At 63.0% G+C, this 25,922-nt stretch carries 24 protein-coding genes; 7 read left to right on the top strand and 17 right to left on the bottom strand.

Going from position 1 to position 25,922, the window contains the following annotated elements:
• Nucleotides 1-279: 279 nt before the first annotated feature.
• The 9 genes from fliR to ACS13N_RS17990 form a co-directional block, all read right to left on the bottom strand.
• Nucleotides 280-1,071 (bottom strand): flagellar biosynthetic protein FliR, encoded by a 792-nt coding sequence (gene fliR, locus ACS13N_RS18030; protein ID WP_438932993.1) that lies wholly within the window; start codon nucleotides 1,069-1,071, stop codon nucleotides 280-282.
• 10 nt (nucleotides 1,072-1,081) lie between these two features.
• Nucleotides 1,082-1,354, bottom strand: coding sequence for a flagellar biosynthetic protein FliQ (locus ACS13N_RS18025; RefSeq protein ID WP_104654340.1), 273 nt, complete (start codon nucleotides 1,352-1,354; stop codon nucleotides 1,082-1,084).
• On the bottom strand, nucleotides 1,354-2,133 hold the full coding sequence (gene fliP / locus ACS13N_RS18020) for a flagellar type III secretion system pore protein FliP (protein ID WP_438932992.1): 780 nt from the start codon (nucleotides 2,131-2,133) through the stop codon (nucleotides 1,354-1,356). Before fliP ends, ACS13N_RS18025 begins: the two co-directional genes overlap by 1 nt.
• The gene (gene fliN / locus ACS13N_RS18015) at nucleotides 2,130-2,471 is read right to left on the bottom strand and encodes a flagellar motor switch protein FliN (RefSeq protein WP_104654338.1); all 342 of its coding nucleotides are present in this window, start codon (nucleotides 2,469-2,471) and stop codon (nucleotides 2,130-2,132) included. Before fliN ends, fliP begins: the two co-directional genes overlap by 4 nt.
• 6 nt (nucleotides 2,472-2,477) lie before the next feature.
• The gene (locus ACS13N_RS18010) at nucleotides 2,478-3,323 is read right to left on the bottom strand and encodes a FliM/FliN family flagellar motor C-terminal domain-containing protein (protein ID WP_438932991.1); all 846 of its coding nucleotides are present in this window, start codon (nucleotides 3,321-3,323) and stop codon (nucleotides 2,478-2,480) included.
• A gap of 145 nt (nucleotides 3,324-3,468) precedes the next feature.
• Complete coding sequence (locus tag ACS13N_RS18005; protein ID WP_438932990.1) at nucleotides 3,469-4,317, bottom strand: flagellin N-terminal helical domain-containing protein; 849 nt, start codon at nucleotides 4,315-4,317, stop codon at nucleotides 3,469-3,471.
• 191 nt (nucleotides 4,318-4,508) lie between these two features.
• Entirely contained in the window at nucleotides 4,509-5,369 is an 861-nt protein-coding gene (locus tag ACS13N_RS18000; RefSeq protein WP_438932989.1) for a flagellin N-terminal helical domain-containing protein, read from the bottom strand.
• 194 nt (nucleotides 5,370-5,563) lie between these two features.
• Entirely contained in the window at nucleotides 5,564-6,439 is an 876-nt protein-coding gene (locus tag ACS13N_RS17995) for a flagellin N-terminal helical domain-containing protein (protein ID WP_438932988.1), read from the bottom strand.
• Between the two features lie 190 nt (nucleotides 6,440-6,629).
• Nucleotides 6,630-7,478 carry a flagellin N-terminal helical domain-containing protein gene (locus tag ACS13N_RS17990; protein WP_438932987.1) on the bottom strand — a complete coding sequence of 283 codons (849 nt, stop codon included), beginning with the start codon at nucleotides 7,476-7,478 and terminating at the stop codon, nucleotides 6,630-6,632.
• Between the two features lie 222 nt (nucleotides 7,479-7,700).
• Here ACS13N_RS17990 and ACS13N_RS17985 point away from each other — a divergent pair, with 222 nt between their 5' ends.
• From ACS13N_RS17985 to ACS13N_RS17975, 3 genes are read left to right on the top strand one after another with little or no spacing between them, the layout of a single operon-like run.
• Entirely contained in the window at nucleotides 7,701-8,444 is a 744-nt protein-coding gene (locus tag ACS13N_RS17985; protein WP_438932986.1) for a response regulator transcription factor, read from the top strand.
• 16 nt (nucleotides 8,445-8,460) lie between these two features.
• The gene (locus tag ACS13N_RS17980) at nucleotides 8,461-10,746 is read left to right on the top strand and encodes an ATP-binding protein (RefSeq protein WP_438932985.1); all 2,286 of its coding nucleotides are present in this window, start codon (nucleotides 8,461-8,463) and stop codon (nucleotides 10,744-10,746) included.
• Nucleotides 10,747-10,792: 46 nt separating this feature from the next.
• Nucleotides 10,793-11,557: a Mut7-C RNAse domain-containing protein gene (locus ACS13N_RS17975; protein WP_438932984.1), complete on the top strand. Its 765-nt coding sequence runs from the start codon at nucleotides 10,793-10,795 to the stop codon at nucleotides 11,555-11,557.
• A gap of 63 nt (nucleotides 11,558-11,620) precedes the next feature.
• Here the strand turns inward: ACS13N_RS17975 and ACS13N_RS17970 are convergent, their stop codons facing one another.
• The 6 genes from ACS13N_RS17970 to ACS13N_RS17945 all read right to left on the bottom strand — a co-directional run bounded on the left by ACS13N_RS17970 (nucleotide 11,621) and on the right by ACS13N_RS17945 (nucleotide 17,420).
• Nucleotides 11,621-12,046 (bottom strand): organic hydroperoxide resistance protein, encoded by a 426-nt coding sequence (locus ACS13N_RS17970; RefSeq protein WP_438932983.1) that lies wholly within the window; start codon nucleotides 12,044-12,046, stop codon nucleotides 11,621-11,623.
• 159 nt (nucleotides 12,047-12,205) lie between these two features.
• The gene (locus tag ACS13N_RS17965) at nucleotides 12,206-12,667 is read right to left on the bottom strand and encodes a MarR family winged helix-turn-helix transcriptional regulator (protein ID WP_438932982.1); all 462 of its coding nucleotides are present in this window, start codon (nucleotides 12,665-12,667) and stop codon (nucleotides 12,206-12,208) included.
• A 74-nt stretch (nucleotides 12,668-12,741) separates the two neighbouring features.
• A complete protein-coding gene (otsA, locus tag ACS13N_RS17960) occupies nucleotides 12,742-14,148 on the bottom strand; it encodes an alpha,alpha-trehalose-phosphate synthase (UDP-forming) (protein ID WP_438932981.1) in 1,407 nt (468 codons plus the stop codon).
• On the bottom strand, nucleotides 14,145-14,927 hold the full coding sequence (gene otsB, locus ACS13N_RS17955; RefSeq protein WP_438932980.1) for a trehalose-phosphatase: 783 nt from the start codon (nucleotides 14,925-14,927) through the stop codon (nucleotides 14,145-14,147). The genes otsA and otsB overlap by 4 nt, the downstream gene beginning before the upstream one ends.
• Before the next feature lie 171 nt (nucleotides 14,928-15,098).
• On the bottom strand, nucleotides 15,099-17,150 hold the full coding sequence (locus ACS13N_RS17950; protein ID WP_438932979.1) for an FAD-dependent oxidoreductase: 2,052 nt from the start codon (nucleotides 17,148-17,150) through the stop codon (nucleotides 15,099-15,101).
• Nucleotides 17,151-17,246: 96 nt separating this feature from the next.
• Nucleotides 17,247-17,420 carry a hypothetical protein gene (locus tag ACS13N_RS17945; RefSeq protein ID WP_438932978.1) on the bottom strand — a complete coding sequence of 58 codons (174 nt, stop codon included), beginning with the start codon at nucleotides 17,418-17,420 and terminating at the stop codon, nucleotides 17,247-17,249.
• A gap of 83 nt (nucleotides 17,421-17,503) precedes the next feature.
• Here ACS13N_RS17945 and ACS13N_RS17940 point away from each other — a divergent pair, with 83 nt between their 5' ends.
• The 4 genes from ACS13N_RS17940 to ACS13N_RS17925 all read left to right on the top strand — a co-directional run bounded on the left by ACS13N_RS17940 (nucleotide 17,504) and on the right by ACS13N_RS17925 (nucleotide 22,843).
• Nucleotides 17,504-18,514 (top strand): tyrosine-type recombinase/integrase, encoded by a 1,011-nt coding sequence (locus ACS13N_RS17940; protein ID WP_438932977.1) that lies wholly within the window; start codon nucleotides 17,504-17,506, stop codon nucleotides 18,512-18,514.
• A gap of 160 nt (nucleotides 18,515-18,674) precedes the next feature.
• Nucleotides 18,675-19,697: a UDP-glucose 4-epimerase GalE gene (gene galE / locus ACS13N_RS17935; protein ID WP_438932976.1), complete on the top strand. Its 1,023-nt coding sequence runs from the start codon at nucleotides 18,675-18,677 to the stop codon at nucleotides 19,695-19,697.
• A 44-nt stretch (nucleotides 19,698-19,741) separates the two neighbouring features.
• On the top strand, nucleotides 19,742-21,154 hold the full coding sequence (locus tag ACS13N_RS17930) for a PAS domain-containing protein (RefSeq protein ID WP_438932975.1): 1,413 nt from the start codon (nucleotides 19,742-19,744) through the stop codon (nucleotides 21,152-21,154).
• 147 nt (nucleotides 21,155-21,301) lie between these two features.
• Nucleotides 21,302-22,843, top strand: coding sequence for a methyl-accepting chemotaxis protein (locus ACS13N_RS17925; protein ID WP_438932974.1), 1,542 nt, complete (start codon nucleotides 21,302-21,304; stop codon nucleotides 22,841-22,843).
• Between the two features lie 113 nt (nucleotides 22,844-22,956).
• On the opposite strand, the gene ACS13N_RS17920 is transcribed toward ACS13N_RS17925, so the two are convergent.
• Nucleotides 22,957-23,265 (bottom strand): H-NS histone family protein, encoded by a 309-nt coding sequence (locus tag ACS13N_RS17920; RefSeq protein ID WP_438932973.1) that lies wholly within the window; start codon nucleotides 23,263-23,265, stop codon nucleotides 22,957-22,959.
• Between the two features lie 403 nt (nucleotides 23,266-23,668).
• Complete coding sequence (locus tag ACS13N_RS17915) at nucleotides 23,669-25,762, bottom strand: putative bifunctional diguanylate cyclase/phosphodiesterase (RefSeq protein ID WP_438932972.1); 2,094 nt, start codon at nucleotides 25,760-25,762, stop codon at nucleotides 23,669-23,671.
• Nucleotides 25,763-25,922: the final 160 nt, after the last annotated feature.

The raw sequence follows: 25,922 nt of genomic DNA, 5'->3' as shown, positions 1-25,922 counted from the left end.
CGATGCTGGACCTCTCCACCTCCGGCAATGCTGAAAAAAGCATCAACGCTGGACCTTTGAGGCTCGAGGTTGGACCTGTTGAGGTGCAGTTTTGCTGCTTTTTTCAGCATTGTTGATGCTTTTTTCAGCAGCGACGGACCTTGGAGGTCCAACGTCGGACCTCCCTAGGTCCGGATTCGAAACTTTTAGTGCGGAAGTCGGAGCTTTGAGGTGCGCCATCGGACCTCTGAGGTCCGCCCGAGAAGCGTGGCGGTGCGCACACCGCCCGCGCCGGGCTCGTCACATCTTGCCGGGTGCGGGCGGCAGGGCCAGTTGGTCATACACCTCCAGCACGTGCTCCACCATGCGGCCGTAGTGGTCGGGCAGGGAGGGCAGCAGCAGCGTCAGCAGCAACAGCCCGAACATCGTCGTGACAGAGAAGCCCAGCGCGAACAGGTTCAGCGCGGGCGCTGCACGGTTGAGCAGGCCCAGGCCGACTTGCACCACCAGCGTGGCAAACATCACCGGCAGGGCCAGCGCCACGGCCGCAGAGAAGATCCAACCCACCGCAAACGCCAGGTGCTTGAGGGCTGCAAGGTCGAACGCAAAGCTACCCACCGGCCACACCGTAAAACTGCGCGCCAGCACGTGCGTGAGGATCAGGTGCCCATCCACCGCAAAGAACAGCAGGATGAACACCACGTACATCACGCTGGTCAGCACGTCGGCCATCTGGCCGTTCATCGGGTCGTTGATCTGCGCCATCGACAGGCCCATCTGCGACGAGGCAATGGCGCCGAAGATCTGCAGCGCAGACAGCACCAGATGGAACATGAAGCCGAGCAGCCCGCCGATCAGCACCTGCTCGGCCATGGCCGCCACGCCTTGCAGCGAGATCGGGTCGATGGCCGGCGGTGCCGGTATGCCGGGCTGCACGACGAGTGCGAGGATCAGCGCGATCAGCAGGCGGATGCGTATCGGCACCATCACCTCACCCAGGATCGGGGCAGCGGCTAACGCAGCGGCAATCCGGCAGAACGGCCAGACGATCGCGTTCGCAAGCGGCAGAAGCTGGGTGAGGGCGTCTTCCATCGTCAGGTCGTCAGCCGGCCAACTGTGCGGCGCGGCCGAAAATCTCGACCGTGTAGTGCATCACGCGGTCGGCCACCCATGGGCCGGCCAGCGCCAACGCGATGAGCGTGGTGACCAGACGCGGCAGAAAGCTCATCGTCTGTTCGTTGATCTGCGTGGCGGCCTGGAAGATGGCGACCAGCACGCCGGTAATCAGCCCCGGCGTGATGAGCACAAGGATGATGACGAGCACCAGACGCAGGGCGTCAATGGCAAGGCTGGCGGCAAGGTCGGGTGTCAGCATCAGAAGGCCTTTACGCTGGTAATGAGCGTATTCACCGTCAGCGACCAGCCATCCACCAGCACGAACAGCAGCAGCTTGAGCGGCAATGAGATGACCAGTGGCGACAGCATCATCATCCCCATCGCCATGAGCACGGAGGCGACGATGATGTCGATGATGAGGAACGGGATGAACAGCATCGCGCCCACCTGGAAGGCCGTCTTCAGCTCGCTGAGCACGAAGGCGGACAGCTTGACCAGGAAGGGTTGGTCTTCCGCCTTCTCGATCTTTTCGGTGCCCGAGAGCTTGGCCATCTGCGCGAGCGTGGCCTTGTTGGTTTGCGCGAGCATGAAGCGTGACAGCGGCTCTTCCGCGGTCTTCAGGGCTACTTGCATGCTGACCTTACCCTGGTCGTAGGGCACGAAGGCCTTCTGCCAGATCTCCTCGCCAATCGGGCGCATCGTCAGCATCGTCAGCACCAGCGCCACGCCGGTGACGATGCGTGCGGGCAGCCCCTGCTGCAGGCCCAGTGCCTGTTTGAGCAGCGATAGCACGACCACGTAGCGCAGGAAGCTTGTCATCGTCATCAGCAGCGCGGGCAGCAACCCGAGCAACGTCATCAGCACGAGGATCTGCGTCTTGACGGTGAAGCCTTCACCCTTCGGGCCGCTGGAGGCGAGCGTGAGCGTGTCGGCATGCGCGAGGGCGGGCACGGCCAGCGATGCCAGCGCAAAGCCGGCAAACACGATCAGCCAGGTGCCGAGGCGGACCAGACGGACGAAAGGGGCGCGGTGCTTCATGACGTGAGCGAGCTCAGGTCGTCCAGTTCAATGATGCGCAGGCCGTAGTGCTCGCCCGAGACCACGACTTCTGCCGTGCCGATGGCGGTGCCGTTGACCTTGATGACCAGCGGCTCGCCGGCCAGGCGGTTGAGCTCCACCGTGGAGCCGGCTTCGTACGACAGCAGATCGGCCAGCGGCACGGTGGCTTCGCCCACTTCCAGTGTCAGGCGCACGGGGATCCGGCGCAGCATGCGCATCGGGTCGCGCGGGGCGGCGGCTTCGGGCGTGGCCTGGGGCTCATCGCCCAGGTCCAGGTCGTCCAGCGCGGAGAGGTCGATATCGTTGATGGCGGTCATGTCGTGTTACTCCACAAGTTCGAAAGAGGTGATCCACATGGCGCCCTGTTGCTCGGCCAGGGCCGCGCGGTAGAGGCGCACGTTGTTGACGAGTACGTCGGCGGTATCGGGCAGCCGCACGGGCAGCACGTCGCCGGGGCCCATGCGCAGCAGGTCTTCCAGGCGCAGGTCCTTGGTCAGCATGCGCACTGACAGTGTGATGGGGATGCGCACATTGGCGGGTGTGCCGTCCGAGGTGGACGACGTGGGGCGCAGGCGTTGCGCGTCGAGGCGTGCAAACAGGTGCGCGAGCCAGGCGTCGTCCAGCGCGAATTCAAGTTCGCCGGCGAGGTTGCGGGTGCGGTCTTCGATGCGGATGCGTAGTGCACGTGCGGTCGGGGCCGGCAGCGTGTCGGCGACGGGCGGAAAGGGCTCGGTCTGTTCGCCGATGACGGCGGTGGCGAATGCGCTGAGCACCGTGGCGTGCAGTTGCGCGGCAAAGCGGCGCTCCGTGCCCGTTTCGGGCCCCGGTGCTGTCAGTGCTGCGGGGTCGAGCGGGGTGTCGTAATGGCAGGCCAGCAGTGCCAGCAGAAGCGCGCGGTCGCAGCGCACGGCAATCTGGCCGTGCTCCGATGCGTAGGTGCGCCAGCCGGCGGCATCGCGCGGGCGGATCGCCGCAATGGCGATGTGAGAGGTGACGAAGTTCGTGCCACGGCGCAGGTTGAAGCGTTCATGGAAGGTGTGATCAATTCTGCGCTGGATGTCTTGCAGAACTTCGTCGAGCAAGTGGTACGGACGCCCCAGCGTGCACGGGTCGAGCACCACCGGCGATGCGGCTCGGGCGTTGCGGGAAGGTGTGGAAAGTGCCGACACGTTCATGGCTCCGTTTGAAAGGTTGGCGCCATTGTCGGCAGTGGGCGCCACATCGTGGAGAAGGTTGTACAAACCTTGAACGCATAAAAAAGCCGGCCCGTTTGTGGCGGACCGGCCAATCAATCTCAATCGAGAGCGGAATCGCTTACTGGATGAGCGAGAGCACCATCTGGTTCATCGAGCTGGTTTGCTTGAGCATGGCCATGCCGGCTTGCATCAGCACTTGCTGGGAGCTCATCTTGGCCGATTCGGTGGCCATGTCGGCGTCCATGATGCGGCCCTCGGCATCAGCCGTGTTCATCGACATGTTGCCCAGGTTGTTGTAGACGTGGCCCAGGCGGTTTTCACCGGCGCCGATGGCCGAGCGCAGCGTGCCGACGCTGGCGAGTGCGGTTTCGAGCTTGCCGATCATGTCGTTGGCGTTCTTGGTGAGTTCTTCCGTCGCGGCGCCGCCGTACTCTTTCGATGCGGCCTTGATTGCGGTATCGACGGCGGTCAGTTCGGTGCTGACGTTGAACGTCATTTTCTCCGACGCCGAAGCACCAATCTGGAAGTCCATCGATGCCGCCAGCTTGCCGCCGTTCAGCAGTTTGGAGCCACCGTAAGACGTGTTGCCCATGATGTTGGCGAGTTCCTTGCCCAGGGCGTCGTACTCGGCCTGCATGGCCTTCTTGTCTTCATCCGACGACGAACCGTCAGCCGCTTGCGTGGCCAGGTCCTTCATGCGGTACAGCACGTTGGTGACTTCGTTCAGAGCGCCGTCAGCCGTTTGCAGCATCGACGAAGCATTCTGCGTGTTCTGCATGGCCACGCCCATGCCGCGCGTTTGCGCTTGCAGGCGTACGGCGATCTGCAGACCGGCGGCGTCGTCCTTGGCGGAGTTGATGCGATGACCGGTACCCAGGCGGGTCATGGTGGTGTTCAGGTTGGCACGGTTGTTACCGATGGCCTTCTGGATGTTCATCGCAGCGGCGTTGGTGTGCAGGCTCAGCATGGTACGGCTCCTTAAATCAAAGTTGGGGGGTCTCTGCTGCCGCCTGCTCGTCAGACGGCTACGTCTTACCAAGACGACGGGGAGGGGGCGGGTGTTAAGCCCCGATGCGCGTTCTTGGCGCACCATGAATAAAAAAAACCGGCCCGCTTGCGGCGGACCGGTTAGTCAATCTCAATCGAGAGCGGAATCGCTTACTGGATGAGCGAGAGCACCATTTGGTTCATGGAGCTGGTTTGCTTGAGCATGGCCATGCCGGCTTGCATCAGCACTTGTTGCGAGCTCATCTTGGCCGATTCGGTAGCCATGTCGGCGTCCATGATGCGGCCTTCGGCATCAGCCGTGTTGGTCGACATGTTGCCCAGGTTGTTGTAGACGTGGCCCAGGCGGTTTTCACCGGCACCGACGGCCGAACGCAGCGTACCGACGTCCTTGAGCGCCGTTTCCAGCAGGCCGATGGTTGCGTTGGCCGTGGCAGTCAGTTCGGTGCCTTTGTCGGTTGTGCCGTCGTACGTCTTGGCTGCTGCCTTCAGTGCGGTATGGACGGCAGTCAGTTGCGTGGAGACATCGAACGTCATCTTTTCCGATGCCGACGCGCCAATCTGGAAGTCCATCGAGGCGGCGAGCTTACTGCCGGTTTCAGCGATCAGCGAGGCGCCGCCGTACGACGTGTTCTTGGTGATGTTCAAGAGTTCCTTGCCCAGTGCGTCGAACTCAGCCTGCATGGCGGTCTTGTCGTCGGCGGAGGACGAACCGTCAGCGGCTTGCGTCGCCAGATCCTTCATGCGGTAGAGGATGTTGGTGACTTCGTTCATCGCGCCGTCAGCGGTTTGCAGCATCGACGAGGCGTTCTGCGTGTTTTGCATCGCCACGCCCATGCCGCGCGTTTGGGCTTGCAGGCGCACGGCGATCTGCAGGCCGGCGGCGTCGTCCTTGGCGGAGTTGATGCGATGGCCCGTGCCCAGGCGGGTCATGGTGGTGTTGAGGTTGGCACGGTTGTTACCGATGGCCTTCTGGATGTTCATCGCAGCGGCGTTGGTGTGCAGGCTCAGCATGGTACGGCTCCTTAAATCAAAGTTGGGGGGTATCTGCTGCCGCCTGCTCATCAGACGGCTACGTCTTACTAAGACGGCGGGAGGAGGGCAGGTGTTAAGGCGATGTGTGCGCTTCTTCTGCGCCTATGAGCAAAAAAAAAACCGGCCCGCTTGTGGCGGACCGGCCAGTCAATCTCAGTCGAGCGGGGAATCGCTTACTGGATCAGCGAGAGCACCATCTGGTTCATGGAGCTGGTCTGCTTGAGCATGGCCATGCCGGCTTGCATCAGCACTTGTTGGGACGACATCTTGGCCGATTCGGTGGCCATGTCGGCGTCCATGATGCGGCCCTCGGCATCAGCCGTGTTGGTCGACATGTTGCCCAGGTTGTTGTAGACGTGGCCCAGGCGGTTTTCTGCGGCACCGACGTCCGAGCGCAGACTGCCCACTGCGTCCAGTGCCTTGGACAGGTTCTCGATTGCAGTGCTGGCGCTGCCGGCACCGGTTAGCTCAGCTCCCACGGTTGTCGAGTCGGGGGTGGTATAGGTCGCCGAAAGCCCTTTGAGTTTGGTATCAACGCCGTCGGTGCCCGTGATTTTGCTGCTGAAGTCGACCGTCATGGTCTCGTCCTTACTGGCACCAATCTGGAACGTCATCGAGTTCGCCAACTTGCCGCCAACTAGCAGCTTGGAGCCGCCGTATGAGGTGTTGTTCATGATGTTGTTCAGTTCCCTGCCCAGCGCGTCGAACTCGGCCTGCATAGCCTTCTTGTCGTCGGCCGACGACGAACCATCCGCCGCTTGCGTTGCCAGGTCCTTCATGCGGTACAGCACGTTGGTAACTTCGTTCATGGCGCCGTCAGCGGTTTGCAGCATCGACGAGGCGTTTTGTGTGTTTTGCATCGCCACGCCCATACCTCGCGTTTGCGCTTGCAGGCGCACAGCGATCTGCAGGCCAGCGGCATCGTCCTTGGCGGAGTTGATGCGATGGCCGGTACCCAGGCGGGTCATGGTGGTGTTCAGGTTGGCACGGTTGTTACCGATGGCCTTCTGGATGTTCATCGCAGCGGCGTTGGTGTGCAGGCTCAGCATGGTACGGCTCCTAGATTTGCGTTGAGGGGTATCTGCTGCCGCCTGCTCATCAGACGGCTACGTCTTAACAAGACGGCGGAGAAGGGGCCGCTGTTAAGTCTGCATGCAAGTCTTTCTTGTGCCCACGAACAAAAAAAACGGCCCGCTTTTGGCGGGCCGGTTTGAGGTACCGCAGGGTGTGATGTGCCGATTACTGGATCAGCGACAGTACCATTTGATTCATCGAGCTGGTCTGCTTGAGCATGGCCATACCGGCTTGCATCAGCACTTGTTGCGAGCTCATTTTGGCCGATTCGGTAGCCATGTCGGCGTCCATGATGCGGCCTTCAGCGTCGGCGGTGTTGGTCGACATGTTGCCCAGGTTGTTGTAGACGTGGCCGAGGCGGTTTTCACCCGCACCGATGGCCGAGCGCAGCGTGCCGACATTGGCGAGGGCCGTTTCGAGTCGGCCGATCATCAGGTTTGCGCTCTTGGTGAGTTCATCTGCGACAGCACCACCGTACTCCTTCGATGCGGCCTTGATGGCGTTATCGACCGCAGTGAGTTCGGTACCCACGTTGAACGTCATCTTCTCCGATGCCGAAGCACCGATCTGGAAATCCATCGAGCTGGCCAGCTTGCCGCCGATGAGCAGCGTCGAGCCGCCATACGACGTGTTATCCATGATGTTCTTGAGCTCTTTGCCCAGCGCATCGTACTCAGCCTGCATGGCCTTCTTGTCTTCGTCCGACGACGAACCGTCCGCAGCTTGCGTGGCTAGGTCCTTCATGCGGTACAGCACGTTGGTGACTTCGTTCATCGCGCCATCAGCGGTTTGCAGCATCGACGAGGCGTTTTGCGTGTTTTGCATGGCCACGCCCATACCGCGCGTTTGCGCTTGCAGGCGCACGGCGATCTGCAGGCCAGCAGCATCGTCCTTGGCGGAGTTGATGCGATGGCCGGTACCCAGGCGGGTCATGGTGGTGTTCAGGTTGGCACGGTTGTTGCCGATGGACTTCTGGATGTTCATCGCAGCGGCGTTGGTGTGCAGGCTCAGCATGGTACGGCTCCTAGATTTGCGTTGAGGGGTATCAGCTGCCGCCTGCTCGTCAGACGGCTACCTCTGCTCCAGACGGCAGGCAACGCATCGGCGTTAAACCGGACCGGCCAGTGGTCTTCCAAAGAGCGCTCAAACGCTGGATTTACGGGGCAAGACTGCTACCATTGACGGAATGTGACGATTAGCACGTCCCTCAAAACCGCATCCGAGCACCACGCACCCATGTCGACGGCCACGCCCCCCGATTCCGAAAAGAAGCGCATCGCTGTCCTGGAAGACAACCTTGCGCAAGCCGAAGCCGTCCGGCGCTGGCTCGAGAACGCGGGGTATGACGTCATCGTCGAGCACGATGGCCCTGCGTTCATGGCGCGCATCGACAAGGAAAAGGTCGACATGTTGGTGCTCGACTGGGACGTGCCCGGCATGACGGGCATTGAGGTTCTGCGCAACGTCCGCGCACGCGTCCATTTCGAGATTCCCATCGTGTTGCTCACCCAGCATGACGACGAGCGGGACATCCTGCACGGGCTGGACAGTGGTGCGGACGATTTCCTCGTGAAGCCCGCCAGCGAGCGCATGCTGCTTGCGCGCGTGATGGCGCAACTGCGCAAGTACTACCCAGAAGCGCAGAAGAAGCGACAGGTTGAGTTTGACGGCTACGTGCTGGATGAAACCGCGCGCATGGTGAAGCTGCCGGACGGCGGCCAGCAGGAACTGCCCGAACGCGAATTCGCCATCGCGCTCTACCTGTTCAGTCACGCAGGCCGCGTGGTCAGCCGCGATGCGCTGCTCAAGCATGTCTGGGGCGAGGTCGACGAGGCGCAGGTCGGGACACTGGCGACCTATATCACCCGGGTTCGCAACGCACTGCGCTTGCGCCAGCACGGGCTCAAGATTTCGAGCGTGTATCGACGCGGCTACCGCCTTGAGCGTCTGGCTGACGCTGCCGATAGCGATTTCGACTGACCAGCCGCAGCACCCCATGCCCTCGCTCATCCGCCGCCTGATCTCGATCGGCCTTTGGCGAGGCCTGTTCGTTGTCGCCATGTTGGCGCTGGCGGCGTTCAGCGGGCACCCCGGCAGCGGCGTGGTATCGGGGGCACTGGATCGTGTGCTGTTCGATGCGATGGCGCAGGTGGTGGCGCATCGGTCAACGGAGCAGGTTGTCGTCGTCAACATTGATGAGGCGACGGTCGCGCAGTTGGACCCGCATCGCATGGCGGGGTATTCGGCGCAGTTGCTCGATTCGTTGAGCGCGGCGGGCAGCGTTGCCCTTGATCTGCCGCTGCTGCCGGGTTTGGATTACTCGGCGCTCCAGGCGGGCATGCGCGCCTATCCGCGCACGCTGTTGGTCGTGCCGAGCGTGGCGGAAGACGCAACGGGCGGCTCCAACCTGATGCTGCCGCAATCCCTCAGTTCGCTGGCTGCAGCGCGCAGCCATCGCGTTGTTACCGTCGGCCATTACGGCGTGGTCACGGGGTTCGTGCCTTACCGCGCGTCGGCGGGTGTCAACTATGGAAGCGTCTCGCTCGACGCACTGCGCGTTGCCGGCGTTGAGCCTCGGTTGCCCATCGCAAAGTTCATGCAGCCGTATGCGCAGTCCATGAGCGACGAGCGTACGCAAGCCGTGATGACGATGCTGCCGAGGGTGATGAACCTTCCGCAGTATTCGTATATCGACGTGCTGCATCAGCGCGTGCCCAAAGAGACGTTTGCGGGGAAGGTGGTCTTTGTCGGCAACAAGGCCTGGCGTGGCGAGGGGACGTTCCAGATTTCGTCGCTCAACGCGCACGAAGTCACGCGGACGCAGCTCGATGCCCTGATTGCCGATGCGATTGCTTCAGGCAACGTGGCACGCGAGGCGCCGATTGGGCTTGAGGTGGCGATTTATCTAGCGTTGGCGTTCGGCATTGTGCTCATCTGTGTGCTGGTGCCGGGGCGCGCCGTGCACCTGGCCGCGCTCGGCTGGGGCGTGGTGATTTTTGCTGTGCCGCTGGTCATGCTGGCCTTCCACATCTGGCTGCCGCTGGGCTTGCTGCCGGTGGTTTGCTTGCTGATCTACGGCTTCTTTGCGTGGGAGCGGCATGCGCGGATGCTGTCGATGCTGCGTAGCGAGCTATCGGAATGGCGTGGAATTGCCGCGTCGATCCGGCCGCTGGAGCACGCAGCCGATACCGCCATCGCATCCACTGGTGAGTTGAGCAGCATCAAGGCGACACTGAAGCAGGTGCGCGGCTGGCAGAAGCTGTACGTCGACATGATCAACCAGTTGCCGTACCCGGTGTTCTTGGCGATGGACGGCCACGTTGCCGTCTGGAACGCAAAAGCCGCGGCATTGATGGAGGCAGGGGCGGAGGGGGGCAGCGGCGCCCCAGGGCTGGCGCAGATTGAGCAGCTGGTTGCAGAGAGCGTGCAGCAGGGCGGTGATACGAGCCACGAGATCGACTGGGGCGGCCGCCCCCACATGCTGATGTGCGAGCCGCTATCGAGCGACGCCGAGGGCGCTGACGGACCCGTGCAGACCTCGCATCTGGTCTGCCTGATCGACATTACCGGTGTGAAGGATCTGGTCTCGCACGACAAGCGCATGCTGCGCCACATCGCGCACGATCTGCGCAGCCCGCTGACGGCCATCCTCTCGCTGATCGACCGCCGGGGTTCAGCCCATGGCGACGATTCGGTCACGGTATCGGACCGCGCTTTCCTCAATGATCTGCGCCAGCAAGCCTCCTATTCACTGCGCATCGCCAAGGACTTCATGCAGTTGAGCCGCGCTGAACGGCTCGACCGCGCCGAGTTTGAACCGGTGGCGTTGAGTGAAGTGGCCGAAGAGGCGGTCGACCAGAGCTGGCTTGCTGCCGAGCAGAAGGGCATCGTCCTGCGCGAGCCAGTGTTCTCCGTGGAAGACACCATCGTCAGCGGGAATGCCGACATGCTGATGCGCGCTGTCGTCAATGTGGTGGACAACGCGATCAAGTATTCGCCCGCCGGCACCACGGTGGCGCTCACCGTTGATGTGGGCGCTGACGGTGCGCTGGTGCTGAGCGTCACCGACGAGGGCATTGGGATGACGGACGAAACCGTGCGTCGCCTGTTCGAGCCGTTCTTTCAGGCGGAGCGCAAACCGGATGGCAGCGGCGGCGTGGGCCTCGGGTTGCCGTTCGTCAAGGCCGTGATCGAACGGCATGGTGGCATGGTCGACGTTCGTAGCGCGCCAGGGCGTGGCACCATCTTCGCGCTCATCCTGCCGCGCGCGCTCAAGCACTGATTGGCATTGATTCCCGGTTTGGTCTGCTGGGAGTATCGTGGCAGTCATGCAGACCGTCGCTTTCACGTTCGATGCCGACCTGACGCCGCTTTTGCCGTCGGCCTTGCGCGGGCACACCATTGCGCGTGCCTGGGCATCGGGCGCCACACTCAAGCACGCCATTGAGTCACTCGGCGTACCGCATACCGAGGTTGGGCAGGTACTTGTCGATGGGCGTGCCGAGGCATTGGAGGCCATGCTTCCAGTGCATGGCTTGGTCGCCATATCCGGTGTGAAACCCGCCTTGGCCGAAGCGCCGTTGCACTTTCTGTGCGACGCCCATCTCGGGGCTACTGCACGCCTGCTGCGCATGGCCGGTTTCGATACCGCCTACGACAACAACTACGCCGACGCGGCCATCGAAGTATTGGCGCAGGAAGAAGACTGGATCGTCCTGTCGCGCGATCGCGAATTGCTTAAGCGGCGGGGCATCCGGCGTGGCGCGTTTATCCGTGCGCAAGTGCCGCAAGAGCAGATGCGTGAGATCGTGGCGCGCTTCCAGCTGGCCGGTGTCGCCAAGCCGTTTTCGCGCTGCCTGGAGTGCAACGTGCCACTGCGCATGCTGAGCGTGGAAGAGGCCGCCGCCAGCGTGCCCCCGCGCGTGCGTGAACGGCAGCGCCTGTTCAGCACCTGCGACGTCTGCCGGCGTGTTTACTGGCCGGGCTCGCACTGGATGCGCATGAATGCCGTGCTGGCCGGCATGCTGTCGACGCAGGACGATGAGGCGCCGAACATCGAGCACATCCTGCGCAGCGGCAGCGCTGGCGCCTGAATGCAAAACGCCCGCCGTGTCACCACTGGCGGGCGTTTGCACAACACACAGTCGCTCAAACCATCAGACCAGGTTCAGGCGCACGTCGATGTTGCCGCGCGTGGCGTTCGAATACGGGCAGACGACGTGGGCGCGTTCGATCAGCGTTTGGGCTTCGGCGCGATCCATACCGGGCAGGCTGATGGCCAGGTCGACTTCGATGCCGAAACCATTGGGGATCGGGCCGATGCCGACGGTGCCTTGCACGCTCGCATCTGCTGGGATGCGCAGCTTGTCGCGTGCAGCGACGAACTTCATCGCGCCGATGAAGCAGGCGCTATAGCCGGCGGCAAACAGCTGCTCGGGGTTGGTGCCTTGACCACCGGCACCGCCGAGTTCACGAGGCGTGGACAGGCTCAGATCCAGGCGGCCATCGGCCGTGGTAGCGCGGCCATCACGGCCACCGGTGACGTTGGCTTGGGCACGGTAGACGACGTTTTCGATCGACATGACAGTTCTCCTGACGAAGGTTTGGAGCGAAGTGCAGCGGCCGTCGGAGCCGAAGCACTTGGTTGAAATAGTTTGCTATTAAATAGCGTGCTATGTATTTGCTTCAAAAAAACGGATGCCGATGAGGAATTCGGGCACCCGCGGGTTATTGCCCTCGCTTCAGGCGGCGTGTTTGAAGAGCCGCCCGCGCAAGTCATTCAACTGTGTGCGCAAGGATTCGATCTCCTCCGGTGCGCATTGCGCGGCGGCACCAATGCAATTCGGCACGTCCTTGGCCCGTTCCTGCAACTGCCAGCCCGCGTCCGTCAGCGAGATGATCACTTGGCGCTCGTCCTCCTCGGAGCGATGGCGCTCGATCAGGCCCGCTGCCTCCAGCCGCTTGAGCATGGGGGTGAGGGTGGCGGAGTCGAGAAACAGCCGCTCGCCGATGGCCGACACGGTTTGTGCGTCGTCCTCCCACAGCACCAGCATGACCAGGTATTGCGGATACGTCAGGCCCAGGGGCTTGAGCAGCGTCCGATACACCTTGTTCAGCCCGATCATGGTCGAGTACAGCGCGAAGCACAGCTGCACATCCAGCGTCAGGTTTGGGTACGGAGAGGAGGTCTTGCGTGTGTCCATGTCGAGCATATTAGATAGCGCGCTATCTAATAGCAAGCTAAATTTTTGTAACAGCGCCATGTGAAGCAACGTGCCTATCCTTGCGGCGCGTTGCGAAGGTCGGTCACGAAGCGCTCGCGCCAGACCGTTAGGTTGGCCGTGCGCAGCCGATCCATCATGTGGGCGTAGCGTGCCTTGCGTTCTTCCAGCGGCATCGTCAGTGCGCGGTTGAGTGCCTCGGCCATGCCGCGTGTGTCATACGGGTTGACGATGAGTGCGGCATCCAACTCGCGCGCCGCGCCGGCAAAGCGCGAGAGCACCAGCACGCCCGGGTCCTCGGGGTCTTGCGCGGCCACGTACTCCTTGGCAACAAGGTTCATGCCATCGCGCAGCGGCGTGACGTAGCCGACGTGCGAAGTGCGGAACAGCGCCATCAGTACCCGCCGTTCGTATTGCTTGTTGATGTAGCGGATGGGCGTCCAGTCCAGCTCCGAATGCTTGCCGTTGATGCGTCCCGACTCTGCTTCCAGGCGCTGGCGAATCTGCTGGTAGCTCTGCACGTCCTGGCGCGAGGTCGGCGCGATCTGGATGAAGGTCACATGCCGGCGGTGATCGGGAAAGTCATCCAGTAACTGCTCGAATGCGCGAAAGCGTTCGGGCAGCCCTTTTGAATAGTCCAGGCGGTCCACGCTCATGATGAGCTTGGGCTGGCTGCCATTGCGTTCACCACGCGGGCTGGTATGCCGCGTAAATGGATTGCGCCGGGCCAGTGACGACACCGCCTGCTGCGCGATCTCATCCGGGTGGACGCCGATGGGGTAGACCTCCGCGCGCAGCGTGTGGCCGAACGCATGCACCGGGCCGTTCTGCTCCTTGTGCTCGATATAGCCGCGGGCCTCGCGCTCGATGTAGTCGTAAAAGGCAACACGGTCGGTTTCGGTCTGGAAGCCGACCAGATCGTACGCACACAGCGCACGCATCAGCTCTTCATGCGGCGGGATCGTCGTGAGGATTTCCGGCGCCGGAAACGGGATGTGCAGGAAGAACCCGATGCGGTTGGTCAGGCCCAGCGCGCGGCATTCGGCAGCAAACGGTATCAGGTGGTAGTCGTGCACCCAGAGGATGTCGTCCGGCTCGACCAGCGCCTTGAGCTGGTGCGCGAACTGCGAGTTGACGCGTCGATAGCCGTGGTATTCCTGCCGCTGGAAGCGCGCCAGATCCACGCGGTAGTGGAAGATCGGCCACAGCGTCGCATTGGCGAAACCGCGGTAGTACTGGTCGTAGTCGCGCCGGCTCAGGCCGACGGTGGCATAGGTGATGTTGCCCTTGGCGACGATGGTGGGCTCGCTGGATACGTTGGTTGCCGTTTCACCGCTCCAGCCGAACCAGACGCCGCCGGTCTCGCGCAGCGCATCGAACACACCTACGGCCAGGCCGCCTGCCGTCCCCTGGCCTTCGGCGATGGGTGCGACGCGGTTGGAGATCACGATGAGCCGGCTCATGCGCGGCCTCGCTTGCCAGCCAGCGTAGTCAGCCACGTACGCAACGCCGACGGATTCGGTACGCGCCATCGTGCCTGGCTTGGGCCCGTACCGATCTTGACCGACCAGCCATCGAGCGCGTTGACGGCATCGAATGCGTTTTCATCGGTCAGGTCATCGCCGGCAAACAATGGCGTGCGGCCCATGAAAGGGCGCTCGGTCATCAGCGTGTGTACGACATCGCCCTTGCTCGCGCCCCGTGGCTTGAGCTCGACGACCATCTTGCCGGCCTGCAGGCGGATGTGTTCCGGGTAGCGATGCGCGAGGCGATCGGCCAGGGCGAGCACTGCATTTTCCGCCTCCGGGGCATTGCGGTAATGCAGTGCGAAGGCGATGCCCTTGCTCTCCAGCATGACGCCCGGCGATTGCGCGAGCTCGGCGCGCAGTTCGCGCTCCAGCTCGGCGAGGACGTCGGCATCGGTGTTCAGGCGGACGAAGTTGCCATTGGCATAGCGGCGTTCAGCGCCATGCACGCCGGCAATCACCAGGCCGGGCAGGGCGAGCAGGGATTCGAGGTCGTGCACCGTGCGCCCGCTGATGACAGCCAGCGCCCCGCCACAAGCGGCATGCAATGCGGCAAGTGTTTCGCGCAACGGCGCGCCGACATGCACGGCATCAGGTTGCGGGGCGATGTCGACAAGCGTGCCGTCAAAGTCCAGCAGGAAGGCCGTGTGAGCAGCGTCCACCTCGGGCAGAGGTGCTGCGCTTGGCAGATGTGGTGATCGATCGTTCTTGGACAAACCGGTTCATGTGGATGTGCGTGATGCGCCGTTTCACGCAAGAACCGGACCGACCGCGCCAGGCGTTGTCAATTCGCCATCTGCGGCCGGTTTGAATGCGGATGGGCTTGTAAAAACGGGTGCGGGGTGCAAATCCTTCATTTGTCCCCGCGCCCGCACCCGCAGCAAGCGTCACAGCGATGCGGCCAGGCGTGTGCCTTGGTCAATGGCGCGTTTGGCATCGAGTTCGCGCGCTTCATCGGCGCCGCCAATCACATGCACCTTGGCGCCACCAGCCTGCAGCGGTTCGACCAGTTCGCGCAGCGGTTCCTGCCCGGCGCACAGCACGATGGAATCGACCGGCAGCCATTCAGCGGCTTCACGCTTCTCGCCGTAGCTCACCAGCAGACCCTCGTCGCCGATGCGCTCGTAGTTGACGCCGCCCATCATGCGCACGCCCATGTTCTTCAGGCTCGTGCGGTGGATCCAGCCGGTGGTTTTGCCCAGGCCTGCGCCCAGCTTGCCGGCGCGCCGCTGCAGCAGCAGGATCTCGCGCGCAGGTGCCTCGGGTTGCGCGCGAATGCCATCCACGCCGCCGCGCACTTGCGTCGGGTCACCCACGCCCCATTCCGTGCGCCAGGTCTGCAAGTCCAGCGTGGGCGAATGGCCATCGAGCGCGAGGAATTCCGCCACATCAAAGCCGATGCCGCCCGCGCCGACAATCGCCACGCGCTTGCCCACCGGCTTGCGATGGCGCAGCACGTCGATGTACGACAGCACGCTCGGATGGTCCTGCCCCGGAATCTTCGGATTGCGCGGCGACACGCCCGTCGCGATGATGATCGCGTCGTACTTGCCCGCCAGCAGTTGCTGCGCATCGACGCGCGCACCCAGGCGCAGCGTCACGCCGGTGGCCTCTACGCGGCGGGTGAAGTAGCGCACCATCTCGTGAAACTCTTCCTTGCCCGGAATCGTCTTGGCCATGTTCAATTGGCCGCCGATTTCCGGCGCGGCATCGAACAGGTCCACCGCATGGCCGCGCTCAGCCAACGTGATCGACGCCGACAAGCCCGCAGGCCCCGCGCCCACCACGGCAAAGCGCCGCTTGGCCGGTGTCTGGCGGATGACGAGTTCCGTCTCATGACATGCACGCGGGTTGACGAGGCAACTCGCAATCTTGGCCTTGAACGCGTGGTCCAGGCAGGCCTGGTTGCAGGCGATGCAGGTGTTGATGTCCTGCGCGCGGTTAGTTGCTGCCTTGCGTACGAACTCAGGGTCGGCCAACAGCGGGCGCGCCATCGAGACCATATCTGCACAGCCGTCAGCCAATACGCTTTCGGCCACTTCCGGCGTATTGATTCGGTTGGACGTGACCAGCGGAATGCCGACCTCGCCCTTCATCTTCTTCGTCACCCATGCGAAGGCCGCGCGCGGCACGCTCGTCGCAATGGTGGGGATGCGCGCCTCGTGCCAGCCGATGCCGGTGTTGATGATGGTGGCGCCAGCCTGCTCCACGGCGCGGGCCAGTTGCACGACTTCTTCCCACGAGCTGCCGTCGGGAATCAGGTCGATCATCGACAGGCGGTAGATGATGATGAAGTCGCGGCCCACCGCCTCGCGCGTGCGCCGGACGATCTCGACGGCCAGGCGCATGCGGTTGGCGTAGCTGCCGCCCCAGTCGTCGGTGCGCTTGTTGGTGTGGGTGACGAGGAACTGGTTGATGAAGTAGCCCTCGGAACCCATGATCTCGACGCCGTCGTAGCCGGCCTCGCGGGCCAGTTGGGCGCAGCGCACGAAGGCGCGGATCTGACGCTCGATGCCGCGCACGGATAACTCGCGCGGCGTGAACGGGCTGATGGGCGAGCGCAGCGCGGTCGGTGCCACCGCAAGCGGGTGATAACCGTAGCGGCCGGTGTGCAGGATCTGCAGCGCGATCTTGCCGCCTTCCTGGTGTACGGCGTCGGTCACGATGCGGTGACGGCGTGCTGCGCCATGCGTGGCCAGTCGTCCGGCAAACGGCTTGGTCCACCCGGCAATGTTGGGGGCAAAGCCGCCGGTGACGATCAGACCGACATCACCACGTGCGCGTTCGGCAAAGTAGGCGGCCAGGCGGTCGAAGTGGTTGCCGTCTTCCAGCCCGGTATGCATCGAGCCCATCAACACGCGGTTCTTGAGCGTGGTGAAGCCGAGGTCGAGCGGTGCCAGCAGGTGGGGGTACGGCGAGGAGGGCGTGGAGGAGGACATGGCCGGCGCGTCACGTAATGTGGAAACGCGCCGGACGGTAGCACCCAAGCGCCCGTTGGAACAACAGGGCGGGGCTCTAGATGTGTGGGGCGCGCGTCAGGATTTCTTCGGGTCGTCTTCGGCTGGCTTGCCAAGCAGCGCCTTCAGCAATTTGTTCTGGGGAATCGCACGGCCGGTGCCTTGGCCCGGCTTGCCGGCGCGCTGGCTGTCGCGCTTGAGGCTGTTGGCGATCTTGAGGCCCTTGAGTTTTTCGAGGTCGGTTTTCTTCACGATGGGGTCCGCGAGGGAGCTGATGACGGCATGTTACGCTCGGCAGGATACGCGAAACGTTCGGCCCCGCCCGTTTTTCCTGCATGTCAGTCAATCCAACGCCGCCCGCCACGCCCGTCCCTGACCTGTTCCAGCCGACCCTGCAGGACTGGGTCGACCAGCCCGCGCAGGCCTTCGAGCATTGGCTGGCCGCACGCGGCTATCGTGAATCGTCGGCGACGGTGTACCGCGCGATGTGGCGCAAATGGCTGCGCTGGGCGGAATCGCGCCAACGTGCGTTGGCGGACTGGAGCGCTGGCGACATCGCCGCCTTCCTGGATGAGTCAGGACTGACCAAGCTGCACCGGTATCGGTATGCACGCCTGATCGAACGTGTCTTCCACCAGCTCGAATTGCTGCCAAATGGAACGCCAAACCCGGGCACGCACAACCCGGCCAGCGCTGCTGTGCAGCAAAAGCTGGCAGAGGGTGAGAACGATCCGACCACCTTTCTCTCGACGGCCGAACGTGTCGCGATCGAAGCCTCGCTGGAGGTGGGCGCGCGGGCGAGTGAAGCGGCTGCGAACGCCAGTGCGTTCAAGCTGGCGCGCGACAGGGCATTGGTGGCGGTGTGCCATGGCGCGGGGCTGAAAGTCGCGCAGGTGCAGTCCTTGCTACTGCGTCAGGTGGATGCGGCGCTGGAGAACATCACTGTCGAGCCGCCGCGCGGCCCGTCCTACCACGCCCCACTGCTGGAGAGCGCACGCCCCGCGCTGGCGGCCTGGCTGGCCGTGCGCGGTCACGCCGAGGTGCCTGGCGAGCGTGTCTTCGTGGCCGATGCGGGTGGGCGCGTCATGCACGCAGCCTCGGTCTACCGTCGCGTCGAGGCGTGGCTGGCGGCGCTGCCGGCTTTGGTGCACCGCAGCGAGCGGCTCTCGCCGCAGACCCTGCGCAACGGCTACGCGGCGGCGCTGTTCGATGCGGGTGCCGCCCCTGCCGAGGTGGGGTACGCGTTGGGCTTGCGAGACCAGACCTCGGCCTGGCGTCTGCGCTCGGCGTACGCCGACTGGCAGGCGGCAGCCCATCCGGATGGGCGCAAGGGCACCGCTTCGTAGCACGGTTTTTTTGCGCAATATCGCTTGCAAACTGCCCGCAATCCGGCGTTCGGCTTGCTATGATCGCGCTGTTCTGCCGCACCGGTTGCATCGATGCGGTGAACCCGATGCCGCGCTCGAATCGGCACGCCACGACCTCTTTCTCGATACCTCGCACCCAATGACAGAAACCATTTTGCTGACCGGCGCCACCGGCTACATTGCTTCGCATACCTGGGTTGAATTGCTGGATGCGGGCTATCAGGTGATCGGCCTCGACAATCTGTGCAACAGCAGCTCGGCCGTGCTCTCGCGCATCGAGCAGATCACCGCCAAGACGCCCAAGTTTGTACAGGGCGATGTGCGTGACCGCCGCCTGCTCGACGATCTCTTTGCCAGCACACGCATCTCGGCCGTCATCCACTTCGCGGCGCTCAAATCGGTGGGCGAGTCGGTGCAGAAGCCGCTGGCCTACTACGACAACAACATCGGCGGGTTGGTCACGCTGTGTGCGTCGATGGCGCATGCCAATGTGCGTCAACTCGTGTTCAGCTCGTCAGCAACCGTGTACGGCAATCCGCATACGGTGCCGATTACCGAGTCGTTTCCGCTGTCGGCCACCAACCCCTACGGCCAGACCAAGCTGATGGGCGAGCAGGTGCTGCGCGATCTGGAGGTCTCCAACGCCGCCTGGCAGATTGCCTACCTGCGTTACTTCAATCCGGTGGGTGCGCACCACAGCGGCCTGATCGGCGAAGACCCACGCGGCATTCCGAACAACCTGATGCCCTACGTGGCCCAGGTGGCCATTGGCAAGCGCGAGAAGCTCTCCGTCTACGGCGGCGATTGGCCCACGCCTGATGGCACTGGCGTACGCGATTACATCCATGTGGTCGACCTGGCGCGCGGGCATCTGTCGGCGCTTGATGTGCTGCGCCGCGATGGTCGTGGCTTTACCGTCAACCTGGGCACTGGGCGCGGCTACTCGGTGCTGGAAGTCGTTGAGGCCTACAAGCGTGCGAGCGGCCGCCCGGTTCCGTACCAGATCGTGGACCGCCGCCCTGGCGATATCGCCGCGTGCTACGCCGATCCAGCGCTCGCTGCATCGATGCTGGGCTGGCGCGCGCAATACGGCATCGAGCGCATGTGCGAAGACTCGTGGCGCTGGCAAAGCATGAACCCGGATGGCTTTCAGTCCCGCTGATCCACGACGCTGTTTGATACCCGCAGAACTGGAACCACCCCGCAGTGGATGACGTCGCTCACCTTGTTGCTCAACTGACCGGCAGGCTTGCTGGCGCATTGTTGCCATTGATCGTGGCATGCGGCGCGGGCAGCTTGCTGTTGCGTTTGCTGGACGATCTGCGCAGTGCTGGTGCCATGCGCTCTCGGTTGCCGTTGGTGATGACCGCGTTGTTCTGTGCGATTGCGTTGTGGACGGTGCCGTTGCTGCCGCTGGTTGCCCGCTGGCCTTTGCATCAGGGCGCTGTGCCGCAGGTGATGACGCTGGCATCGTTTTGCTGGAGCCTTGCGGTGGCCGCGTTGTGGTGCGTGCTGGGTGGTCGGGCGGGCACTGTGCGTGCGGTGCTGCTGGGTATGTTGCTGAGCATCAGCGGCCCCGTGGTGGTGTTGCTGCTGGCGGGCATCACCAGTTTCGATGCGATGGCCTGGGCAGATGCCGGTGTGCTCGGCATCGTCATGTTGCTGTCGGCGGCGGCCTGTGCTGCGGCGTTGCAGTTTGCGCTGTCGGCGCAATCAGGTGCGACGGGGGTGGCTGTCCGTCGCCCTGTCGTGAGCCTGTTCGTGAGTGTGCTGTTTGGCATCGGTCTGGCCATCGACGCGGTGTATGCGGCTTCGTTGGTGGATTCGTCATTGGCTCCTGTCGGCAGTGTGCCTGCCTGGCTGCAATTGCTGTTGGCTGGCGGGGCAATGGCGACGGTGCTCGCCGGCTTCTTGCTCGGTTACCGTGACCGCGCATCGGGTGACACCTCGGCCGCAATTGCCACCCGCGAGATCCGCCGCCGCAAGGAAACGATGCAGGCGCTCAACGATCTGGAGCAGAGCTATCGGCAGCGCGAGGCTGAACTGGCCGCACGTCATCAATTGCTGCTCGATGGTGCGGATGTCGGCTTGTGGGAATTCGATCTGATTACGCGCAGCGCGCAGTTCTCCACGCGCTTTGCGGCCATGCTCGGCTATACGCTCAAGGAAATTGGCCCGAGTACCAGTGAGTACCTGCGCCTCGTGCACCCGGATGACTTGCCGCTGGTGCTCAACCGCATCCAGGCGCATGTCGACGGCAACGCCTCCGCCTACGCTGCGGAGTTCCGCATGCGACACAGGGATGGCAGCTATCGCCAGATCATTGCGCACGGCGTGGCGGTGCGTGATGCAGGCGGCCGTGCCACACGCATGGCTGGCTCGCATGTCGAATCGGCACAAAAAGTAGCCACAGCAACCACTGCCTTGCCAGAAATTGCCGAGTCCACAGCAGCGCCTGAAACGCATCGTCGTCAAGGTCTGTGGGAGTCGTGGTCGCCGCTGGACAATGCGCCCGATGCCTCGCGCGTGCCCACCACAGTGATTGCGCCGACCGAGCCCGCGCCTGCGCCCGCCAACAACGGCACACTGCCCAGCATCAATCCCAACGCGCTGCGTTGAGGTCGCTTCGTCTTTACTGAAGTTGATCGCTCTTAGTACTCAAGTTTTCTTCAGGCCCGCCCGATAGCGCATAAAGAGCGCGTGCAATCGCGCCGGGGAGCGCCGCCAGCATCACGCGGACAAGAAGAAACGCTTGGAGGAAGGAAGATGAACCGACTCACGCTTCGGCAGAAGCTGTGGTTGCCGCTCGTCCTGAGCTGGCTGTGCCTGCTTGTGATCACATTGTGGAGTGCATGGAGCGCACGCACCGTGCGCATGGAGGAGCGGCAGCGCGATCTCCAGAATGTCAGCGCCACCGCATTCAGCGTCATCAAGGAATACGGCCAACTGGCGCAAGACGGAAAGATGACGGTGGACGAGGCCAAGGCCCAGACCATCGCGCGCTTGAAGGATATGCGCTATGGCACCGACGGCTACTTCTCGCTGTCGAGAACCGACACCGTGTCGGTCATGCACCCGATCAAGCCTGAGATGGTGGGCAAGAACATGTCTGCCGCAACCGATCCCGAAGGCAAGCACCTGTTTGTCGATATCGCGCAGATGGCCAAGGCCGGCGGCGGGTTCGTGCGTTATCTGTGGCCCAAGCCCGGCAGCGACAAAGCAGAACCCAAACTGACCTACGTCTCGTACTACGAGCCCTGGGATTGGTCCATGACGACGGGGCTGTATATCGACGATGTGGATGCAGCGTTTCGTACCTCGCTCATGCAGTCGCTTGGTTTGTTGCTGGGCATTGGCCTGCTGATGACCGTGGTCGTGGTGGTCGTCACGCGCGGCCTGCAGCGCCAGCTGGGTGGTGAGCCGGCGTATGCCGCAGACGTTGCCGCACGCATTGCGGGCGGCGATCTGGCGGTGCGTGTGCAGACGCGCCAAGGCGATCGCGACAGCATGCTCTTCGCCATGTCGCAGATGCAGCAGCAATTGACGGGCACGATCAGCGACATCAAGAACTCGGCTGATTCCATTGCCAGCGCAACCAAACAGATTGCGGCCGGTAATGCCGATCTCTCACAGCGCACGGAGCAACAGGCATCGTCGCTGGAAGAGACGGCGTCGAGCATGGAAGAGCTGACGTCGATCGTGAAGCAGAACGCCGACAATGCGCGTCAGGCCAGCACGTTGGCCGTCAACGCATCGGACATTGCCGTCAAGGGCGGTGAGGTGGTCGGGCGCGTGGTCGAGACCATGTCGGGCATCAACGAGAGCAGCAAGAAGATTGCCGACATCATTGGCGTGATCGAAGGTATTGCGTTCCAGACCAATATTCTGGCGCTCAACGCTGCGGTGGAAGCCGCGCGTGCCGGCGAGCAAGGCCGTGGCTTTGCCGTGGTGGCAGGCGAGGTGCGTAGCCTGGCGCAGCGTTCGGCCAGTGCCGCCAAGGAGATCAAGGAGTTGATCGGCGATTCGGTCGGGCGGGTGCAGAACGGTTCGGCGCTGGTGCAGGAAGCCGGCACCGTGATTGACGAAGTGGTGGTGGCGGTCAAGCGCGTGACCGACATCATGGGTGAGATTTCTGCTGCATCCGACGAGCAAAGCTCGGGCATTGAGCAGGTCAATCAGGCCGTGAATCAGATGGATGAAGTGACGCAACAGAACGCCGCGTTGGTGGAGCAGGCTGCGGCTGCGGCGCTCTCGCTGGAAGAGCAGGCGCAATTGCTGCGCTCGGCGGTGGGGCGCTTTCAGGTATAGCGAGGGACAGGTACAGCGCAAATGAACAAGGCCGGCAATATCGCCGGCCTTGTCTTTTGTGGTTTCCGGTTGCCTCTTTGTGCGGACTCGGATGTGCTGCTTTTACATCGGGGTCAGGCGACCAGAAAATCCTCCATCTTCCGGCCCGACGACAACTCCTTGACCAGCCAGCCCGGACGCTTGCCACGGCCTGTCCAGGTATTGCCGCTGTTGTCGCGGTAACGCACCGGCACCTTGCGGCCGGCTTTCTTCGAAGCCACTGCACCCTTGGCGCCAAAACCGAGGTCATCGGCGGTCAGGCCATATTCCACGATCTTCTGCTTGATTTCGGCGATCACCGTCGCCTGTTCGTTTGCCCGGAGTTCATCGGCCTGGCGCTGCAGTTCAGAGATCTTCTGAACGATTTCCTTGTAAGTCGGCATTATGGATTCCTCAACTTTGCAATTGAAACATGGGCACGCTCCCCGTAGCCCACCGCATTATAACGACTTTGACCGAGTGAAATGAATTTCGTTAAGACCTCATGTCAACGGCGTGGATTTTGCGCCGCAGCTGGCGTTGCACAAACCGGCATGGTGTGGCCATTTGTCGGGGAGCAGTGGAAATTGTGAACATATGAAGAAGTGAGAGGCCACGCTACGACGTGTGTTCAATGCCAACGAGAAGCATTGAGCGTGCACGGCCCACATTTTTTTTATGTGATTGCTTCATTGCTTCGGCAGCCGCACCGCGTGCCGATTTGATGAAAAGCTTTCGAACGCGCGTTGAAAGGTTCTCGAAAGGGAAATGAAAAATGCATCAAAATGGCGCATTTTTACAATTGCTTCACGCGAATAGCATTCCCTCGAGCAAGCCCTGAAAATCCTTGGCCGGTAACGGGCGCGCCAACAGATAGCCCTGTACCTGGTCGCAGTGCAGATTCACCAAGGCCTCCATTTGCGCCTCGGTTTCCACGCCTTCCGCCACCACCGTCATATCCAGCGAATGCGCCATCGCGCAGATGGCACGGATGATGGCGGCCGCTTCGGGCGGGTTGTCGTCGAGCGCGGAGACGAATGCCCGATCGATCTTGATCTGCTGCGCACGGAAGCGCTGCAGATAACTGAGGCTGGAGTAGCCAGTGCCGAAATCGTCGATGGCCACCTCAATGCCGAGTGCCTGGATCTGCCGAATTGCCGTAATGCTCTGGCTGGCATCGCGCATGGCGGCGGTCTCGGTAATCTCGAACATCAGCCGGTGTGCACCCACTTGATAGCGATGCAGGATTTGCGACAGGCGCTGCACGAGGTCCGGCTGCTGGAACTGGCGCGGCGAGAGGTTGACCGCGATACGCTGCGGGGCCATGCCGGCGGCATCCCAATGCATGATCTGCCGGCAGACTTCTTCGACCACCCAGTCACCCAGCTCGACGATGGTGCCGGTGCGTTCGGCTAGGGGAATGAATTCGGCGGGTGACACGGGGCCGAGTTCCGGGTGGTTCCAGCGCAGCAGCGCTTCCGCGCCCGTCATCTCTTGCGTGAACGCATCAAACTTGGGCTGGTAGTACACCGATAGCTGGCCGTTCAGGGCCGCATGCGAAAGCGCGCGCTGGATCTGCAACACGCGATGCGCCGTCGTGTTCAGGCGCGGCTCATAGAAGCGGTAAGCATTGCCGGTGGACTGCTTGCAATCGAACATGGCGGCGTCCGCATGCTCCAGGAGCGTATCTGCCGTTGCGCCATTGTGCGGATGGATCACCACGCCGATGCTGGCCGTCGCACGCAGGCGGCGCCCGTCGACTTCCACCAGTTCGCGCAGGCGGAAGAGGAGCTTGTCGCCAATGGTGGCGGCCGCCTCGGGCAGGGTGAGGCCTTCAACCAGAATGGCGAACTCATCGCCGCCCAGCCGGGCGACCATGTCTTCGCCGCGCATCGTCTGGCGCAGGCGCTCGGCGATGATCTGCAATACGCGGTCGCCCGTGGCGCGGCCGTATTGCTCGTTGATCTGGCCGAAGTTGTCGAGGTCCAGGCAGAAGAGGGCGAAGGGACGCCCTCGCCGTGTCGTCGAGAGGATTGCGCTATCGAGCGATTGCCGAAGCTGAAGCCGATTGGGCAAGCCGGTGAGCGCATCGTGATGCTGCGGCGTGGGTGCCTGATTCGCGACGCGCGCCAGCGACGCCGCCAGATGGGCCTGTGCGGAATCGACGCGCGTCTCCAGCATGATCAGCACGGCGTGCAGCCCGAGCGCCAGCAGTACGCCGCCGGCACTCAGCATGATGACGGGCACCACGTGCAGCATGGTCGCTTCGTCGGTGGGCCAGGTGCTGGCTGATGGCCACGCCGCCAGTGACAGCACGGTGGACGTTGCCAGCACCGCGGCCGCACGCGCACGCAGCCCGACTGCGGCACGGCGCTGTGCCGGCGGTAGATGGAAGGCCATGCACATCGCCAAGCAGGAGCCTGCGCCGAGCACGAGGATGCCACCGCCCCAGCCAATGAGTGTGCGTTGCAGCGAGAGGGCATCGTCGTGCACCCACGGGCGTGCCAGATACAACTCCGCGATCATCAACCCGATGCCAAGTGCGATGGCGCCGATGGCGATGCGATGGCGATGCGGCGGCTGTCCGGCGATGGCCGGTGATGTATCCGGCAACACCATCAGGAATGCAGCGAGTGAAGCTGCCAACGCGGTCATGAGCGTGGCAGAAATGGGTGCCGTGAGCGGCGCGGCCAATGACCGATGCAGGCCGACCTGGGCAAGCCACAGCCCCGACCATAGGCCAATGCCAAGAATGCTGGCGCAGGCAATGCGCCAGCTACGGCGTTTTGCGACCGTCGAGCCCCCCGGCAGACGTGTCGCAGCGTCTAATGCGGCAAACGTGGTTAAGCCCGTGCTTACCCACGCAAACAGCAGCAGCGCAATATGGAAATCGTTATGCATGCAAGCGCATTCGGTGCGGCCCCCCGACTTTCGACCGGCACCTGTCTGTGTTTTGCGGCGAGGATAGCGCAAAAGCCTGCTGTTTCAGGCGGCGAAAAAGCCAGCTTGTTGCGTGCTATTCACAGAATGCGTAGGAATAATCTGCGGCTACTGCACTGTA

The sequence above is a fragment of the Ralstonia sp. 24A2 genome (genome assembly GCF_051783885.1).
Lineage (GTDB): Bacteria > Pseudomonadota > Gammaproteobacteria > Burkholderiales > Burkholderiaceae > Ralstonia.
This window is presented reverse-complemented; position numbering and strand designations above follow the sequence as displayed.